Here is a 16,758-nt window from a genome sequence, read left to right as displayed (position 1 = left end):
GTACAGCTTAGTCATCGATTAAGAGTTATCTTGCTGCGTGTCATTAGATTGGTAAGGTATCCTCATCATTTGCTGAACATCATGTAACGCGGTACGTAGACCTTCTAAAATAGTAGGATGATAAAAAGGCATATCAAGCATGTCCTTGATACTTAAATCATTGGTAATAGCCATCGCTAATATATGTCCGATATATTCCGCGTCAGGAGCAACCATGCTCGCGCCTAAGATTCTATCTGTTTTTTTGCAACCATAAATATGCAACAGACCACAGTTGACACCCATCACCCGGCTGCGACCCTGATTGTCAAAGCTCACTTTTCCAATGACATACTCAAGCTCTGAATCTTCTTGGATTTCGGGTAAAGACATGCCGACATTAACGATTTGTGGCGAGCAAAATACGATCGAAAATGGTGTGGCTGGTGGACGAATATAGGCGTCTTTCTTGTTGTCGCAGACCATGCTGCCGGCACTAAAACCTTCATCGCTCGCTACATGTAGTAGTGGAAGATTGGCATTGGCATCGCCAACGATATAGACTTCTAAGTCACCGATTTTACCGGTTCTTTTATCGAGCTGCTTTGGACGATTTTTCTCATCAAGCTCAACGCCGAGATTTTCAACGCCCAACTCATCTATATTATTGCGGCGACCTGTGGCGACCAATACATACTCGCCTTGCCACTGCTGTGACGCGCCAGCACTATCTTCATAGTCAATAAATGCGGCTGCACTGGCTGCATTGTCCGCACTTGTTTGGCTACCAACATTGATGATCTTACTCCCCAAATGCATGGTCAGTTCGCGACTTAAACAATCAATGGCTTTGTTATTTATATCATCATCTTTTAAACCAGCAACTCGTTTGACCTGATTAAATAGAGTAACGTCAACGCCTAAGCGTGTGAAGGCTTGAGCAAGCTCTAAACCTATAGCACCTGCGCCAACCACCGCCATTGATTTTGGTAAATCAGCAAGCTCAAAGACGGTATCTGAGGTGAGTAACGTTTTGCCAAGCTTCTTTGCCCAGTCATCTGGAATAAAGGTTGAGCTGCCAGTGGCGACGATAATTTTCTCTGCTTCAATCAACTCATCGTTGACTTCGATAAGCCCTTGCTTATTAATATGAGCACGTCCGGCTATTTTGTTGTTTTCAGGCCAGCTATCCACTTGTTCTTTAATATAGTTGGCAAAATGACTGCGCTCAGCGCGAACGCGTTCCATGACTTGCTTACCATCTATCTGAGCGCTGGCATGAACGCCAAACTCGCTAGAATGATTGGTATCGTAAGCACGGTCAGCCGCTGCAATGAGTAATTTACTCGGCATACAACCAATCTCAATACAAGTGGTTGTCCAAAATCCATCATTAATGATAAGGGCGTCTTCTTTTATTTTTCTGGCTTGGCGAAAGGCATTCTGCCCAGCAGTGCCAGCACCAATAATCGCAACAGATACCTTGCGTGTCACTTTTTTATCATTGCTATGATCAGATGCGCTATCAGGCTGTTTATTCATATTATTCTCAAATAAAAATGGTTTAATGATTGATTGGTGTTTTAGTGGTCGGCTCTATTTTGATGTCAATTTATTGATAGAATCCAACTTAAATAAAAAACTGACTATCAAAAGCACAATGAAAGAATATCAAAAAAAGTCTCGTAAGATTTCTCAACAAACTAGGGTGCTAGTATGGTTAATAAACGCTCTGTATAGTCTTTTGCTCGTAGATTGCGCTGCGCATGAGTGAGATTGCCATTTTTATCAAATACAAATGCTGAACGTACAAGACCCAAAGTGATTTTTCCATACATGTTTTTTTCTTTAATCACGTCAAAATATTGGCACAGTTTTTCATCACTATCACTGATAAGGGAGATATTAAGATGGTGTTTAGCAATGAAGTTTTCGTGAGATTCGACACTATCTCGTGAAACCCCAATGATGTCGTAGCCTAAATCATCAAACTCATTAAGATGAGCGGTAAATTCTGTCGCTTGTGTGGTACAGCCAGGCGTATTGTCTTTTGGATAAAAATAAAGGATCAGTCCTTTACTCGTATTAGCCACGAGCTCTTTTAGATTAATGTCGTCATGGATAAAATTGCCGTCTAGCTCGCGTACTATCGTAACTGGGAAATCAGGTAGGGTAATGGTTTCTGTGGTCGGCTTTGCCATCGTAAAATCCTTATTAGTTTTGGTTAAGCATATATTGTTATTAGTGGTCTTATTATAGGCAGATTAATAGAAATAAATACTCGGCTTTACACTTCACTTATGTATTAGCAACAAAAAAGACTGGCAATGACCAGTCTTTTGTATTTTCGAGCAATTATTGATTAAGCAGGTTTTTGTGGCTGCTTTAAATCTAAACCAACGGTACATTGTTGCAAATCTTTTTGCATTTTCTTCACATAAGGTAGGTTTGATGGGTCTTTTTTGTTTTGCGCGTAGCTTTCAATTTCCCACATTTGCCCGATGGTCATACTGCTACGGACACCAATGGTGCAATCACAAAGTTTGGTTGCTGTGCTTTTGTCAGCCACTTTATATTTGACCGCGCCGTTGACGCAGGTATTGATGTTACTCTGTTTAATATCGGCAGCATTTGCTTGTGGCATTGCAAACAAGGCAGCGAGAGCTAGGGGTAATACTGGCAACAACTTCATAAATATCCTCTTACGGGTGACGTCAATTTCTTAAATTTTATATTCACGGCAAAACTTGTTACTTTAATGAGTGCTTGTTTTTATATATTGAGCTATATAGCAGCACTCATATCTTGTGATAGGTTTATTCGTCCATACCATAGCAAGTATATTGCTTAAAATACAACGGCAGCGTGCTGTGTTAATGCAAGCGAATGTTTCGCGAATGTTTAATGGTCTTTATTTTAAGAGAATTACTCTTATTTTTTAAGACAATTATTTTTGCTATTACGATTGATAATGGGTTGGATCAGCGATGCCTACTTGCGCAAAACCTTGACGGCGCAAGGCACAACTGTCACAGACACCGCAGGCAAGACCCTTTGCATCTGCTTGATAACAAGAAATCGTCTGTCCATAATCGACTCCTAGTGATAGACCAAGCTCGATAGTTTTGGCTTTTGATAGTTGTTGCAGCGGTGTTTGAATTGATAAATGATGACCGGTCACGCCAGCTTTGGTGGCAAGGTTTGCCATATGTTGAAAGGCCGCAATGTACTCAGGACGGCAGTCAGGATAGCCTGAATAATCAACTGAGCTAACGCCAATCACAATATGATTGGAGTCGGTCACTTCCGCCACTGCCAGTGCATAAGATAAAAATATAGTATTGCGCGCTGGTACATAAGTATTTGGAATGGCGTCGTTATCAATCTCATCATGCTTTTTATTAGGGAATTTATCGGCATCGCCATCAGGCACAATCATACTGTGGTCGGTTAGCGATGAGCCCCCAAGCTGTGCGATGTCGATATCAATGATTCTATGATTCACCTCTGCGGCGTCAGCGATGGCTTTGGCGGCGACAAGCTCACTATTATGACGTTGACCATAGTCAAAACTGACTGCTGTCACAGAGGCATAGCGTGCCTTTGCCCAATATAAACAAGTCACTGAATCAAGTCCGCCTGACAGTAGCACAACAGCATTTTGGCTCTTATGAAGTGCATTCAAGTCGGCAGTATTTTCTTGATTAGGGGAAGTGGTCTGTGGAGTAACGTTCGTCATAGTGGTATCTATTATTGGTTTACGAAAAACGCCTATTTTAGCAAAAATACGGCCATTACTGAACCTTAGAGACAGTATTAAAATAATATTAAAGCAATATTATAAAATCAGAAAAAATGCCTTATAAGCCGTCAGCCGTTATTTATCCATAAGGCAGGGTTTAGACGAATTTAGAGATTTAATACTATAATTTAATGTCATATTTTCAATCTGTTAGCAAATTTTGTTATAATCGCTGCTGCTTTAAAGTTCTGTTTCATTGAAAAGCAGCAATGCTAGGACATAGCCAGATATTGTTTTATCGCAACCATTTTTATATTAAATTGATTGATTTTTTATATTAAATCAATTTATTTCACATTTTTATAGTAAAACAATCCTTGTAAAGACATTGAGTAATTTATGAATGCAGCTACCTTGTTTACGCCACAAATCACGCCTCAGTTTGAAGATAGCTCTATGAATGCTGACTTGTACAGTTATGATTTGGAAGCTGATGTCGAGTCTGGTATAGATGAAATGCAATACGATGAGGGCGATGTTGATTCTACTGATGAGCAAGCTGCTGAAATCTTGACGGACGAGCAAGAATTGACTGAGTCTGCATACTTTCGCAAGTTACAAAAAAAGCTACGCCGCCAAGTATCATGGGCGATTCGTGATTTTAATATGATCGAAGACGGCGATGTGGTGATGGTCTGCGTATCAGGCGGTAAAGACAGCTATACTTTGCTTGATATTCTTTTACTGCTAAAACGTATTGCACCGATTAATTTTGATGTCGTGGCGGTCAATCTTGACCAAAAGCAGCCAGGGTATCCTGAAGAAATTTTGCCAGCATATCTGAACGAGCAGGGCATCGCGCATTATATTTTAGAAAAAGATACTTATAGCATTGTTAAAAGTGTGGTGCCAGAAGGCAAAACCTATTGTTCGGCATGCTCACGCTTACGCCGTGGCTCACTGTATGGATTTGCCAAACAAATCGGCGCGACCAAGATTGCGCTAGGTCATCATCGCGACGATATGTTGGCGACTTTCTTTTTGAACTTATTTCATGGCGGTTCGCTGAAGTCTATGCCGCCCAAGCTGCTTAGTGATGACAAGCAAAACATGCTTATTCGCCCACTAGCCTATGTCGAAGAAAAGGACATTATTGAATATGCGCGCTTAAAAGAGTTTCCAATTATTCCATGTAATTTATGCGGCAGCCAAACCAATCTACAACGTGCAATTATTAATGATATGCTGCGCGAATGGGATGATGCGCACCCGCAGCGCTTAGCGTCTATTTTTAAAGCGATGCAAAACGTCGCCCCTTCTCAATTAGCAGATCGCGAATTGTTCGACTTTGAGCGATTAAGTCTTGAGCGTGACGATAACGAGCGTTTATTTGAAGGTGATAATATTCAAGCTGGGCAAACAGAAAGTCTGGCCGAGATTGGATTACCTGTTGCGCCAAAAACGCAGATATTCAATCCAAAATTTGCCAGTCATGATACGCAAGCAGAAAAGCACACTAAGACAGTCAACAGCAGCCAAACAACGCAAAAAATCCCAACGATTAATCCAATTATTTAACTTGTTGTTAGTGATATCTCTTTAGATTATCTCCATAAAAAAACCAGCTCATTATAGATTGATGGCTGGTTTTCTTATTTTAGCAATGTTTACTTTTAACCATATCAGCTTTTATCAAAGACAGGTAGCGGATTAAAGCTAACCTCTGAGCGCGGCAGTTTAGCGACATCTTGCATACGCCAGTCATCTTTACCATCATTACTGACCTGTAAATAATACTTCGCTTTTAAGGGGTCAATCTGCACTTGCGCGCTGTATTTATTACCTTCTTGGTGTTGTAGTACCACATCGCGATCTTTTTTGATATCGGTTGCATGCGAGATAGATAAATCCAATGTATCAGGATAAGTTAGCGCCTCGCCATTAAGTAGCTTGCCTGTTTGCAAGCTTTTCTCAGGATAATTCAGATAAAAAGTAACATTACCAGCATCTGAAAACTGCATTTTACCGTGCAAGTCTAAATCATATGTCAGTTTATCACGTCCAACATCGTGATATAGCGTCTTGCCATCCATATACCAGTCGTCACGCACCACGCTATCACGAATTTGGTAAGAGTAATAAACAAACCAAATACAGGCAATAACCACAAAAGCTGGCATACCAATCACAAAGATAATGACCATGTAGTTTTTATACCATGGTTGGCTATCTTGATGCTTAAAGTTCGGTGCTGGAGCAGACATAAAATACCTATTAGTAAATAGTAAAGTACCACTTAAATCTAGCAACTGATAAACCCACCATTAAAAGCTGCTAGATGAATGATAATCAATAATCGCAGCCAGTATAGCTTGATTTAAAAGATACTGCATCTGCTAAGTGCCTGATTTATCTAAAATTTAAGCGTTCAATAAACAAGTCATTAGCAGAATAAGTTGGAAGTTTTAATTAAACGTTACTGACCTTGAGTGGTAAAGATGTTTTGCTTACTGACTTTATATTTACCATCTTCACTCACTACATTTAAAGTCACTGGCGTTTGACCTGATTCGATAATATCTGGATCACCATAAATACTAACGGACATATCGAAGCTTTCACCCGGCTCTAGTGGTACATCGTTAAAGCGCAGCTCTAAACTCATACCGTCTTGTGGCGCTAAAGTAATTTTATAAGTATGCGGCTCTTGTGTTTTATTGGTTAATTTCACGATATAGCTGTTTTCAATCATGCCTTGAGCATTGGTTGAGGACAACTGATTACGGTCACGGCGAATATCAATCTCTAATGGCACACGATCCGATAAGGCGTAAATAACACCACCACATAACACTGCCAGTAGGGTCAGATAAGCAAAAAACCGCGGACTGAATACTCGGGTATCTTCTTTTTCCACCAACTGCCGCTCCGTGGTATAACGAATCAGTCCCCGTGGATAGCCAACCTTGTCCATAATCTCATTACAGGCATCAACACAAGCCGCACACTGTATACACGCTACTTGCAAACCATCACGAATATCAATCCCAGTAGGGCAGACCTGCACACACATTAGGCATTCAATACAATCACCTAAGTCTTCAGGATTGGTGCCTTTTTTACGTGCGCCGCGAGGCTCACCACGCTCATAATCGTAAGAGACAACTAAGGTATCTTTATCGAACATCACACTTTGAAAGCGGCCATAAGGACAAATTTGAATACACATCTGCTCACGCATATAGCCAGCATTAACATAAGTAGAAAAGGCAAAGATAAATATTGAAACCCATATCCACGTTGCCCAATCAGGAAAGGGTATAAATCCGATCATTTGCCAACTTTGATATAGGGCATCTGTGCCCGACACATAGCTGACGAAAGTAGTGGCCGTAATCATCGAAAATACAAACCAAATAAAATAAACCAAAAAGCGCTTAAAAGCTTTGCTGACGCTCATCGGCTCTTTATCGAACTTAATACGCTTATTACGGTCACCAATCACCAATTTCTCAGTGTATTGAAACATATGCGTCCAAATAGTCTGCGGACACGCATAGCCACACCACACCCGCCCTGCGTAAACGGTGACCATAAATAAAGTAAAAGCCGCAATGAGCGCAAATGCTGCAATAAAGTAAAAATCTTGGGTTAAAAAGGTCATCCCAAAAATATAGTAATGTTGCGATGGGACATCAAACCATATGGCTTGCCTACCGTTATAACGTATCCACGGTAGAATGAGGAACAGCGCCAAAAATGCGTACATACTGATAATACGGATATTTTGGTAAAATCCGGTGACAAATCTAGGATGAATACGTTTTTTGGTGGCGTTAAGATCGACTTCAATAACAGGAATTCGATTGGGTTGTGGTGCTGACATAAACTTGCCTCTTTAAGAAAAGAATCAGTCTGCTGGCATGGGTAACAAACACCTATTTTAAAAACAAGATGCGTAGACGTGCGGTGTTATCAATGTCAGTAAGTAGTGGAGTCGTACTGCAAATCTGAATACTATTTCAACTACCAAATGAGCGATTATATATAACGAATTATAATAGCGACTATTTTAGCATTCTCCTTAGTATAAATGGGGAGACAATCTAAAAAAACAATCATTATATGAATATAAATAGCGATTGATAGCCTATGTTTTACCTAGTCTGTAGTCTTAGCTATCAGAAAAAATTGATGATCAAAATTATCTGTTAATAATGGATACTGACGTTCTAGTTAAATATCATTAACTCAATATATTGAACAAAATTATTTCAATAAAAAAGGAGAACTGCAATGACAGTTCTCCTTTTTAAATATTAGCTTCTTATGAGTTAGTAATCTAACAAAGTGCTACTAATTAGCAGTAGCCGCTGCGGGTGCTGCTGCTTTAGAAGCAGTGGCATTGGCAGGCATTGTTACTTTGGCTGTTTGCGCACCTCGGTCTGATAGCGAATAAACATAAGCAGCAAGTAACATAATACGCTCGTTACCTAACTTAGTTTCCCACTCAGGCATTACACCGGCGCGACCATAACGAAGGGTCTCACGGATAGTTTCGCGGTCACCACCATAAAGCCAAATATTATCAGTTAGATTAGGCGCACCTGTTGAAATCATACCTTTACCTTCTGGACCGTGACAAAGTACACAGTTAGTCGGTTCTTTAAATATGGTTTCACCTTGGGCAACTTTAGCTTGATCAAGATCATAACCAGGCTGATTGCCAGAGATAGACAGGACGTATTCTGCAACCGCACGTACACCATCTTCACCGATTTGATCACGCCATGCTGTCATACCACCAACGCGACCTTTATGTAGTGTGGTCAAGATATTAGTAGCTTCACCACCATATAGCCAATCGTTATCAGTCAGGTTAGGATAGCCAGTTGCACCTTTAGCGTTAGAACCATGGCACACCGAGCAGTTCTGTAAGAATAAGCGGCTACCGACCTTTAAAGCATTCGGGTTTTCAGAAAGCTTTTCTACATAAGGCGCAAGTTCTGCCGTTTTCTCATCAATTTTGGTCTGTAAGTCTGCTGGTGGAGTCTCGCTGCGACGCAATGTTGCTTGCATCTCAGATAGGCTAGCCAAGGTTTTAGTGGCACCACTAGCATCCGCTTTTGCCAAAATATTCTGCTCAAAGTTATCTGTAAATACTTTGTTGTTACTCTCAAGGTCACTATTCAACTCGTTGTGAGAGGTCCATGGCACGGTTTTGCCATCTACTTCTACGGTTGCAATACCATCCCAGTGTTTTGGAAACATAGCGGGGAAGAATACCCAATAGGCAACACCCCAAATGATTGAACCAAAAAATATCACTAGCCACCATTTAGGCAGTGGCTTGTCGTATTCCTGAATACCGTCATAAGTGTGACCTGTGGTACCGTCTTCTTCTACTTCTGGCTTATATTTCAATACCATTAGTAAAACACCGAGGATAAACGCCCAGCACATGAAACTCAGTACGGTAATCCAAGTACTCCAAAAAAATGTCATCGTTTATCCTTATTGCGCTGCTCTTCAGACAAGGCTTCTACATCCTCGTCATCAAGCGCAAGTTGTGCATCTTCTTCGAAGCGTTTTTTGTTTTTTGGCGAATACGCCCACCACGCCACACCTATAAAAGCTACGAAGGCAGAAACGGTTGCAATTGTTTGTAATTCACCAATACCCATTAGCGCTGTCCTTCCATTGCAGTACCTAATTGCTGTAAATAGGCAACCAAAGCATCAAGCTCAGTGGCACCAAGCACAGCATCTGGCGCTCCTTCGATATCTTCTTCAGTATAAGGAACCCCGAAGCGATCGCGGAATAGACGCATTTTGGTTTGAACATTGGACCCATTAACTTCGTTGGTCGCAAGCCAAGGGAAACCAGGCATAACTGATTCAGGCACTAACGAACGTGGTGCGATGAGATGTTGTTTTTGCCAATCTTCAGAATAGCGTCCACCAACACGTGCTAGATCAGGTCCAGTACGTTTCGAGCCCCATAAGAATGGATGATCCCACGTTGATTCTGCAGCACGTGAGTACGGCCCATAACGTTCAACTTCAGCACGTAGCGGACGAATCATTTGGGTATGACAAACGTGACAACCTTCACGAATATAGATGTCACGACCTTCAAACTCAAGCGCAGTCCACGGTTCCATAGCAGGAAGGGGAGCGTTCACCCCACCTTCTTCAGGACCCTTGTTATCATATATTAGCGGTACGATTTCAACTAGCGTTGCAAAACTAATAGCAATCACAATACCGATGACCAACAAGCCTGTATTTTTTTCAATAATTTCATGCGGTGTACCAGCCATGATCGCTCCTTATACGTTAGCTGCCGAAGGTTTATCAACACTAGGTTCATGATCCGTTGGGTCAGCGATATCTACAGGCTTTCCTTCTGGCATCTTAAGTGTTTTATAAACGTTATATGCCATCACAAACATACCCGATACATACAGTAAGCCACCAAAGGCACGACCAATATATGGGAAATGTGAGAACTCAACCGTATCAACGAAGCTATATACTAAAGTACCATCTGGATTGGTAGCAAGCCACATCATGCCTTGGCCAATACCTGAAATCCACATTGAGACGATATAGAAGATAGTACCTGCTGTCGCCAACCAGAAATGCGTGGTGATTAAGCTGATTGAATACATTTTTGGCTTGTTATAGATACGTGGTAACAATACATATAACGAACCAATGGTGATCATACCAACCCAACCAAGTGCACCTGAGTGTACGTGACCGACTGTCCAATCCGTATTATGCGATAACGCATTGACGGTCTTAATCGACATCATTGGACCTTCAAAGGTTGACATTGCATAGAATGACAATGCCACAATCATAAAGCGAATGATCGGATCGGTACGTAATTTATCCCAACTGCCTGATAAAGTAAGTACACCGTTAATCATACCACCCCAAGACGGTGCGAATAGGATGATTGAGAATACCATTGCCAATGACTGCGTCCAATCTGGAAGCGCTGAATAATGCAAATGGTGCCCACCAGCCCACATATAAGAGGCGATTAGTGCCCAAAAGTGAACGATAGACAAACGATAAGAGTAAATAGGACGACCAATCTGTACCGGAACGAAGTAATACATCATCCCAAGGAAGGCTGCCGTTAAGTAAAAACCTACTGCATTATGCCCGTACCACCACTGCACCATCGCATCGGTTGCACCGCCAAATAATGAATAAGATTTAAACGCACTAACAGGGATCGCCATGCTGTTTACGATATGCAGTAGTGCAATCGTAATGATAAAGGCTGCAAAGAACCAGTTAGCCACATAAATATGTGAGGTCTTACGTTTGATGAGCGTACCAAAGAAAACGATGGCATAAGAAATCCATACCAAGGCAATCAAGATATCGATTGGCCACTCCATCTCAGCGTATTCTCTGGTCGTAGTTAAACCTAGAGGAAGCGTAATCACTGCTGACACGATGACCGCTTGCCAACCCCAAAAGGTAAACCAAGCTAAGTAAGGGGCAAATAATCTTGTCTTACACGTACGTTGAACGATGTAGTAAGACGTTGCGAACAAAGCACTACCACCGAATGCAAAAATAACCGCATTAGTATGCAGTGGTCTTAGACGACTAAATGTCAACCATGGAATGTCAAAGTTGAGTGCTGGCCATGCTAACTGTGAAGCAATGAACACGCCAAGACTCATGCCGATGATGCCCCAAACTACGGCCATTATCGTAAAGAATCTTACGACAGTAATTTCGTACTCACGGTCAACTGGGGCGACTGCTGTGTTTTGTAAACTCATTGGATGATTCCTTTACAGCCCGAATTATCAACAGAATTAACTAACTCTCCGCGGCATCTGTATTATACAAAAATGTATAACCAGATAAGGATTGCGGTACATGCTGTTTTTTGACTTATCTTATCAGGCTGACGTTATTAACTATCAAGCTAAGCTTTCGCTAGGTATCTGCTGCTGATGGGCAGAGAACAGCGCTAAAAATGCACGGCACTCACAGCTAGTCGATAGTAGGATTGTTAATAAAATGTCAGGTTTAATAAGAAAGTATGCCTTCCTTGAGCATCAAACATCTATTGAGGCGAAGTATTTATCTTCATTATTACTGATAAAAAAAGTACTAACGAAGATAAATACTGATATTCAACTGGTGATAAAAAACTTATCGACCATCAATGTATGCTAGCGGCGGCTGACAAAAAAACATGTTTACGTAATGTTTAGTTAAAACTCCCGACTCTGTTTAAGGGTATTGTAACGCAAACCTAATAAAATATCATCAGAACTATGCGCCAAAATACAAACTCTTTGGTAAAAATATTAGCAAGCAACTTATTATTGCTGCACTATCCACCTATTTTATACCCAATCTTCATACTATTCTAGGGGTGAAAAAATATACTGCTAACAAGGTTAAAAAACAAATTATTCACAAGGTTTTGTAACAATTGCAGTGCTAGCGCTACAAATAGGTTTTACTTATTATGAAGTCGCATCTTATAATGAGACTGAGTATGGTAAGTAATAGAGTGTTTTTGACAGCAGTGTTAATAACACTTTGATCATTTAAATAGCGGTCAGGCTAGGGTTATAAACAGCATTAGCCTACCATAATAAGTATTAAGGATAATAATATGGCAGTTTTTTTGACAGATGAGTGGTTCGATCAAGTTGAACAGATGGGTAACGAGGCCGGTGAGTTAAATTTACCACCTGCGCTGGCTAATATGATTGTTAATCTAAAAGTATCTGATGCCGAACAAGATATTGAAGCCAGTTTCGCGGATGGTTTATTACATCGCGGCTTAAATGACGCGGCGACGACCACCTTGTTGCTTGATCGCAGCATTTTACAGTCGATCATCACAGATTTCGATACCAATGAGATCATGGGCGCGTTTATGGGTGGTAAAATCCGTGTCGAAGGTGATATGTCACAATTGATGGCCGTACAAACTGCCCGTCCAAGTGCTGAGCAAAAAGAGCTTTATAGCCGTATTAAATCAATGACCACGATGGCTTAATTTTTTATTGATTTACTTATGTTTAGCTCAAATAAAAAGCCCCTAATATATTCATTAGGGGCTTTTTATTTGAGCGTTCAACCTGATTGTGAGCGCCTGTTAAATTCTAAAATGAGCTATTCGAAGCTGACTAGCTGGCTTTTGATTGTTGTGCAGCCGCTTGTGGTTTCTGATTTTCTTTATAAACAGCAGCTTGTAGCCAAACATTCGCTTGCACATAATCATGAACTTTAATAGAGGCAGTCTCTGGCGTTTTGAGCGCGCCAATACGCACCACAAATGGATCGGCATCTTGCTCACGTAATATTACGACATCAAATAAAATGATTGGCTTACCATTGAATAGCGTGTCTTGCTTGCCGAGCACCTGACCTTGACACCATGCTTCGTCTTCTTGTCCCAAGGTGTCGCCAAATAGATAGGCACACATGTGACCCAGATTGATCTCTACTGGTGCCATTTGTTCTTTGGTTTCTGGCTGCCACTCTTTGATCTGCTCTTGTAAATCGTCGGGTATTTTTCCGTCATTGGCAGCGACAATATCGTTAAAAGCACGGTGATAGCGGATAGACTCTTGGTCTTCCACCATAATCACCTCGTTTTGTTCACTTAGCTTAATCTCATGCGCCCAAGCACTAAGATTTACGAAATAAGCCATATCTTGCTGATACAAATGACGGTTGGCGGTATAAAGTTGATCAAAAGCATAAATGATACTACCGTCAGTCGTGCGTAAGCGTAGTACCGCATCGTGTGAGTTGTCATTGACAATCATACGTTCGATTTTACATGTCAATCCATAAGGGCTATCGACACAAGGATAGGCATTGATAAAACATTCAGGCTTACCATCTTTCATGGCCAGTACTTGATTGATGTGGCAAGGCTGGTCTTCAGATAAAAGCAAGCAGCTGTCTTTTGTGGCACTGACGCTGGTATTGAGTCCTTTAGGCATTGCGGCCTGCTCAATCATCTTCTGCAACCACTCTGGTACATCATGACTCATGTCATCGGTCAAAATACGCCAATGATCAGCATGACCTGCGGACTGCTCGTCAGTTAAAGTGATTTTGGTGGGAGATTGGATGTTTTTATATTGGTAATTAATAGTCATGAATATACTCAAACTTAAGTCAGCCATGAGGTTTGGGTCTGAAACTGTGATTGCTGACTACCATGCAACATCTTAGATGGTTGGTTTATGGTAGCTCGCAATGTCGTCAGTAAAGAGGCAACAAACAACAATGATGGGTTAATGACAATTGTCCTTAGCCTACAATATATAGGTATAGAAGCAAAGAATAGCAAGTCCCTCATGAAAAATAATAATAAAACCTAATTTTTTATTAAAAAATCTGGGCAGTTTGCGCGAATGACTGGCACATATAAGCCGAATTGTGTCAAACTAGCTCCCTTTTGACAGCCGCATTTGGCTTGTCTTATACCCTGTTTTTGTGTTCGATTGATATGTTTCTGTGGCAGGTGCAAAATGTTGATGCCGCTGCCGCTATTTGTTTTGTAACATACATAAAGTCGCACGTAGATAAGATAAAGAGTTTGAATATGTTTCGTCCTTTAGCGTTATTTATCGGCTTACGGTACACCCGAGCAGAGCGTAGTAATGGTTTTATCTCCTTTATATCTCTAATCTCGATGATTGGTTTGACTCTTGGCGTGGCAGTATTGATTACGGTACTATCGGTCATGAATGGCTTCGATCGTGAGCTAAAAACTCGTATTTTGGGTATGGTGCCGCAAGCGACTGTCACTTCAACCGAGATTATTGGTGATTGGAAGCAAATAGCGGATAAGATTAAAGAAGATCCAGAAGTCGCTGCTGTTGCACCTTTCATTCAGTTGCAAGGTATGCTGACCTCCAATGGTCAAGTGGCAGGAATTATGGTCACAGGCGTTGACCCTGAGTATGAAAAAAACGTTTCTATCATTAACGAGCATATGGTGGAAGGGAGTATTGATACGCTACAAAATGGCGAGTTCAGTATTGTGCTAGGCGAAGGGATGGTGCAATCTTTGGGTTTGCAATTGGGCGACAAAGTGACTTTAGTGCTGCCAGAAGCATCGCCATCACCTGCAGGCGTGATACCGCGCTTTAAGCGTTTTACCTTAACCGGAATATTTACCATCAGTCCAGAAGTGGACAGTCTCATGGCATTTATTCCCATGGGTGACGCTGCAAAATTACTGCGACTCCCAGATGGGGCGCAGGGTATCCGTATGAAGCTTGATGATATCTTTAACGCACCGATGGCTGCGCAAAAAGCCGCAGCGATTGCACCTGAACAATTGTATCCTAGCGATTGGACACAAACGCACGGTAATCTGTTTGGTGCCATTCAGATGGAAAAAGCAATGGTAGGGTTGCTGCTATTTTTAATTATCCTAGTTGCTGCTTTTAATATTGTTTCAAGTTTGGTCATGTTGGTCACCGATAAAAAAGCGGATATCGCTATCTTAAAAACTTTTGGCGCGTCCCCTCGTTTGATTACTCAGGTCTTTATGGTTCAGGGTATAGTCATCGGTTTTATCGGAACGATTGCTGGCACGATATTGGGCGTGATATTTGCGTTGACGGTCAGTGATATTTTGGGCTTTATCAACCAAAGCTTTGGTCTAAATTTATTTGATGCTTATTTTGTTAATTATCTGCCATCGCAGCTGCGCTTGACAGATGTGGTGCTGATTACGAGCGCGTCATTTGTGTTGAGCTTTTTGGCAACTATTTATCCAGCACGCCGAGCGGCTAAGATCCAGCCTGCGCAAACGCTGCGTTACGAGTAATATAAAGGCGTAAATGCCACTATAAATAAAATAAAGGAAGCATTATGTCTGCGATTTTAAAAGCGATCAATATCAATAAGATATATGACGAAGGCGCCGTCAGTACACAAGTATTGACAGGTTTAGATTTGACCGTCAATGCCGGTGAGCGTATCGCTATTGTTGGAACCAGTGGGTCAGGAAAAAGTACCTTGCTACACCTGCTAGGTGGACTTGATATGCCGACTAGCGGCGAAGTTTGGCTGCATGGTCAGTTATTAAATAATATGAATGAGACTGAACGTGGTGCGATGCGCAATAAACACTTAGGTTTTATTTACCAGTTCCATCATCTATTGGCTGAATTTACTGCCATTGAAAACGTGGCTATGCCGTTATTGATGCGCCCAAAAGTATCGACAACTGAAGCGCGTCAACAAGCAATTGATATTTTAAATAGCGTCGGTCTTGAGCATCGTTTGGCGCATAGACCTGGTGAGTTATCAGGCGGTGAGCGTCAGCGCGTGGCTATTGCCCGTGCCTTGGTCACCAAACCATCGCTTATTTTGGCAGATGAGCCAACTGGTAACTTAGATTATGACAATGCACAAAGCGTTTTTGGTCTGTTATCAGAGCTACAAAGCACGATGAAAACGGCGCTGTTGATGGTGACGCATGATCGCAATTTGGCGGCACTGGCTGATCGTCAGCTGTTATTGCGCAATGGTCATTGGGAAGATTATTAAAGACTGTGATTTTAAATAGAGTGCTTTTAATAAGGTAAGTAATTGCCAGCGCGCTAAGTGTTTTATGCTAAATGCTACTGGGCAGTCTGTTTTTACGGTTAGACTTTTAATAAAAAATAAGATAAAAAAGAGGCTGCAAAATAGCAGCCTTTTTATTTAATGAGGATTGATATTATGAATAAAGATGACGACCCGATTGCGGCTTTTGGTAGTATTGAAGAGGGTGATGAGCCATTAAAGCTTTATATGGATCCGACGTTATTCGATACGATTGAGAAACAAGCACAAATAGATCTGCTTACCCCTGTTTTTGATGCTATCACGTTAGACGGTGTTGTTTTCGATTTAAAATCTCAGGGTAGCGCCACAGGCACGCGCTACATATTACTTAAAGATTAAGAGATGGTGGATGTTTTTGTGATAAATACCTAACTTACAAATACTATTATTAAAAAAAAA

16 protein-coding genes are annotated in these 16,758 nt (G+C 41.2%); 5 read left to right on the top strand and 11 right to left on the bottom strand.

The window, feature by feature from the left end; translation table 11 throughout:
* Positions 1–18: 18 nt before the first annotated feature.
* The 4 genes from CAN34_RS06825 to queC form a co-directional block, all read right to left on the bottom strand.
* On the bottom strand, positions 19–1,521 hold the full coding sequence (locus CAN34_RS06825; RefSeq protein WP_089555010.1) for a dihydrolipoyl dehydrogenase: 1,503 nt from the start codon (positions 1,519–1,521) through the stop codon (positions 19–21).
* A 161-nt stretch (positions 1,522–1,682) separates the two neighbouring features.
* Positions 1,683–2,180, bottom strand: coding sequence for a peroxiredoxin (locus CAN34_RS06820; RefSeq protein ID WP_089555009.1), 498 nt, complete (start codon positions 2,178–2,180; stop codon positions 1,683–1,685).
* A 161-nt stretch (positions 2,181–2,341) separates the two neighbouring features.
* Positions 2,342–2,671: a hypothetical protein gene (locus CAN34_RS06815; RefSeq protein WP_089555008.1), complete on the bottom strand. Its 330-nt coding sequence runs from the start codon at positions 2,669–2,671 to the stop codon at positions 2,342–2,344.
* A gap of 267 nt (positions 2,672–2,938) precedes the next feature.
* A complete protein-coding gene (gene queC / locus CAN34_RS06810; RefSeq protein ID WP_089555007.1) occupies positions 2,939–3,718 on the bottom strand; it encodes a 7-cyano-7-deazaguanine synthase QueC in 780 nt (259 codons plus the stop codon).
* Positions 3,719–4,120: 402 nt separating this feature from the next.
* On the opposite strand from queC, the gene ttcA reads away from it, so the two are divergent.
* The gene (gene ttcA / locus CAN34_RS06805) at positions 4,121–5,299 is read left to right on the top strand and encodes a tRNA 2-thiocytidine(32) synthetase TtcA (protein WP_089555006.1); all 1,179 of its coding nucleotides are present in this window, start codon (positions 4,121–4,123) and stop codon (positions 5,297–5,299) included.
* A 104-nt stretch (positions 5,300–5,403) separates the two neighbouring features.
* On the opposite strand, the gene CAN34_RS06800 is transcribed toward ttcA, so the two are convergent.
* The 6 genes from CAN34_RS06800 to ccoN form a co-directional block, all read right to left on the bottom strand.
* Positions 5,404–5,985, bottom strand: a complete 582-nt coding sequence (locus CAN34_RS06800; protein ID WP_089555005.1) for a FixH family protein — start codon at positions 5,983–5,985, stop codon at positions 5,404–5,406.
* A 212-nt stretch (positions 5,986–6,197) separates the two neighbouring features.
* The gene (gene ccoG, locus CAN34_RS06795) at positions 6,198–7,607 is read right to left on the bottom strand and encodes a cytochrome c oxidase accessory protein CcoG (protein ID WP_089555004.1); all 1,410 of its coding nucleotides are present in this window, start codon (positions 7,605–7,607) and stop codon (positions 6,198–6,200) included.
* 470 nt (positions 7,608–8,077) lie between these two features.
* Positions 8,078–9,226 carry a cytochrome-c oxidase, cbb3-type subunit III gene (gene ccoP / locus CAN34_RS06790; protein ID WP_089555003.1) on the bottom strand — a complete coding sequence of 383 codons (1,149 nt, stop codon included), beginning with the start codon at positions 9,224–9,226 and terminating at the stop codon, positions 8,078–8,080.
* Positions 9,223–9,405 (bottom strand): cbb3-type cytochrome c oxidase subunit 3, encoded by a 183-nt coding sequence (locus CAN34_RS06785; protein ID WP_079691302.1) that lies wholly within the window; start codon positions 9,403–9,405, stop codon positions 9,223–9,225. Before CAN34_RS06785 ends, ccoP begins: the two co-directional genes overlap by 4 nt.
* Positions 9,405–10,043, bottom strand: a complete 639-nt coding sequence (gene ccoO, locus CAN34_RS06780; RefSeq protein ID WP_079691303.1) for a cytochrome-c oxidase, cbb3-type subunit II — start codon at positions 10,041–10,043, stop codon at positions 9,405–9,407. Before ccoO ends, CAN34_RS06785 begins: the two co-directional genes overlap by 1 nt.
* 9 nt (positions 10,044–10,052) lie before the next feature.
* Positions 10,053–11,534, bottom strand: coding sequence for a cytochrome-c oxidase, cbb3-type subunit I (gene ccoN / locus CAN34_RS06775; RefSeq protein ID WP_079691304.1), 1,482 nt, complete (start codon positions 11,532–11,534; stop codon positions 10,053–10,055).
* Between the two features lie 851 nt (positions 11,535–12,385).
* On the opposite strand from ccoN, the gene CAN34_RS06770 reads away from it, so the two are divergent.
* A complete protein-coding gene (locus CAN34_RS06770; RefSeq protein WP_079691305.1) occupies positions 12,386–12,775 on the top strand; it encodes an SCP-2 sterol transfer family protein in 390 nt (129 codons plus the stop codon).
* 130 nt (positions 12,776–12,905) lie between these two features.
* Here CAN34_RS06770 and CAN34_RS06765 read toward each other — a convergent pair whose 3' ends face one another.
* Positions 12,906–13,889 (bottom strand): hypothetical protein, encoded by a 984-nt coding sequence (locus tag CAN34_RS06765; RefSeq protein WP_089555040.1) that lies wholly within the window; start codon positions 13,887–13,889, stop codon positions 12,906–12,908.
* A gap of 449 nt (positions 13,890–14,338) precedes the next feature.
* Between CAN34_RS06765 and CAN34_RS06760 the strand changes: the two genes are divergently transcribed.
* The 3 genes from CAN34_RS06760 (at position 14,339) to CAN34_RS06750 (ending at position 16,698) form a co-directional block, all read left to right on the top strand.
* The gene (locus CAN34_RS06760; RefSeq protein WP_079691306.1) at positions 14,339–15,574 is read left to right on the top strand and encodes a lipoprotein-releasing ABC transporter permease subunit; all 1,236 of its coding nucleotides are present in this window, start codon (positions 14,339–14,341) and stop codon (positions 15,572–15,574) included.
* A 44-nt stretch (positions 15,575–15,618) separates the two neighbouring features.
* On the top strand, positions 15,619–16,299 hold the full coding sequence (gene lolD, locus CAN34_RS06755) for a lipoprotein-releasing ABC transporter ATP-binding protein LolD (protein ID WP_079691307.1): 681 nt from the start codon (positions 15,619–15,621) through the stop codon (positions 16,297–16,299).
* A gap of 174 nt (positions 16,300–16,473) precedes the next feature.
* Complete coding sequence (locus CAN34_RS06750; RefSeq protein WP_254423119.1) at positions 16,474–16,698, top strand: hypothetical protein; 225 nt, start codon at positions 16,474–16,476, stop codon at positions 16,696–16,698.
* Positions 16,699–16,758 lie beyond the last annotated feature (60 nt).

It is taken from the genome of Psychrobacter sp. DAB_AL32B (assembly GCF_002224105.1).
Taxonomy (GTDB): domain Bacteria; phylum Pseudomonadota; class Gammaproteobacteria; order Pseudomonadales; family Moraxellaceae; genus Psychrobacter.
This window is presented reverse-complemented; position numbering and strand designations above follow the sequence as displayed.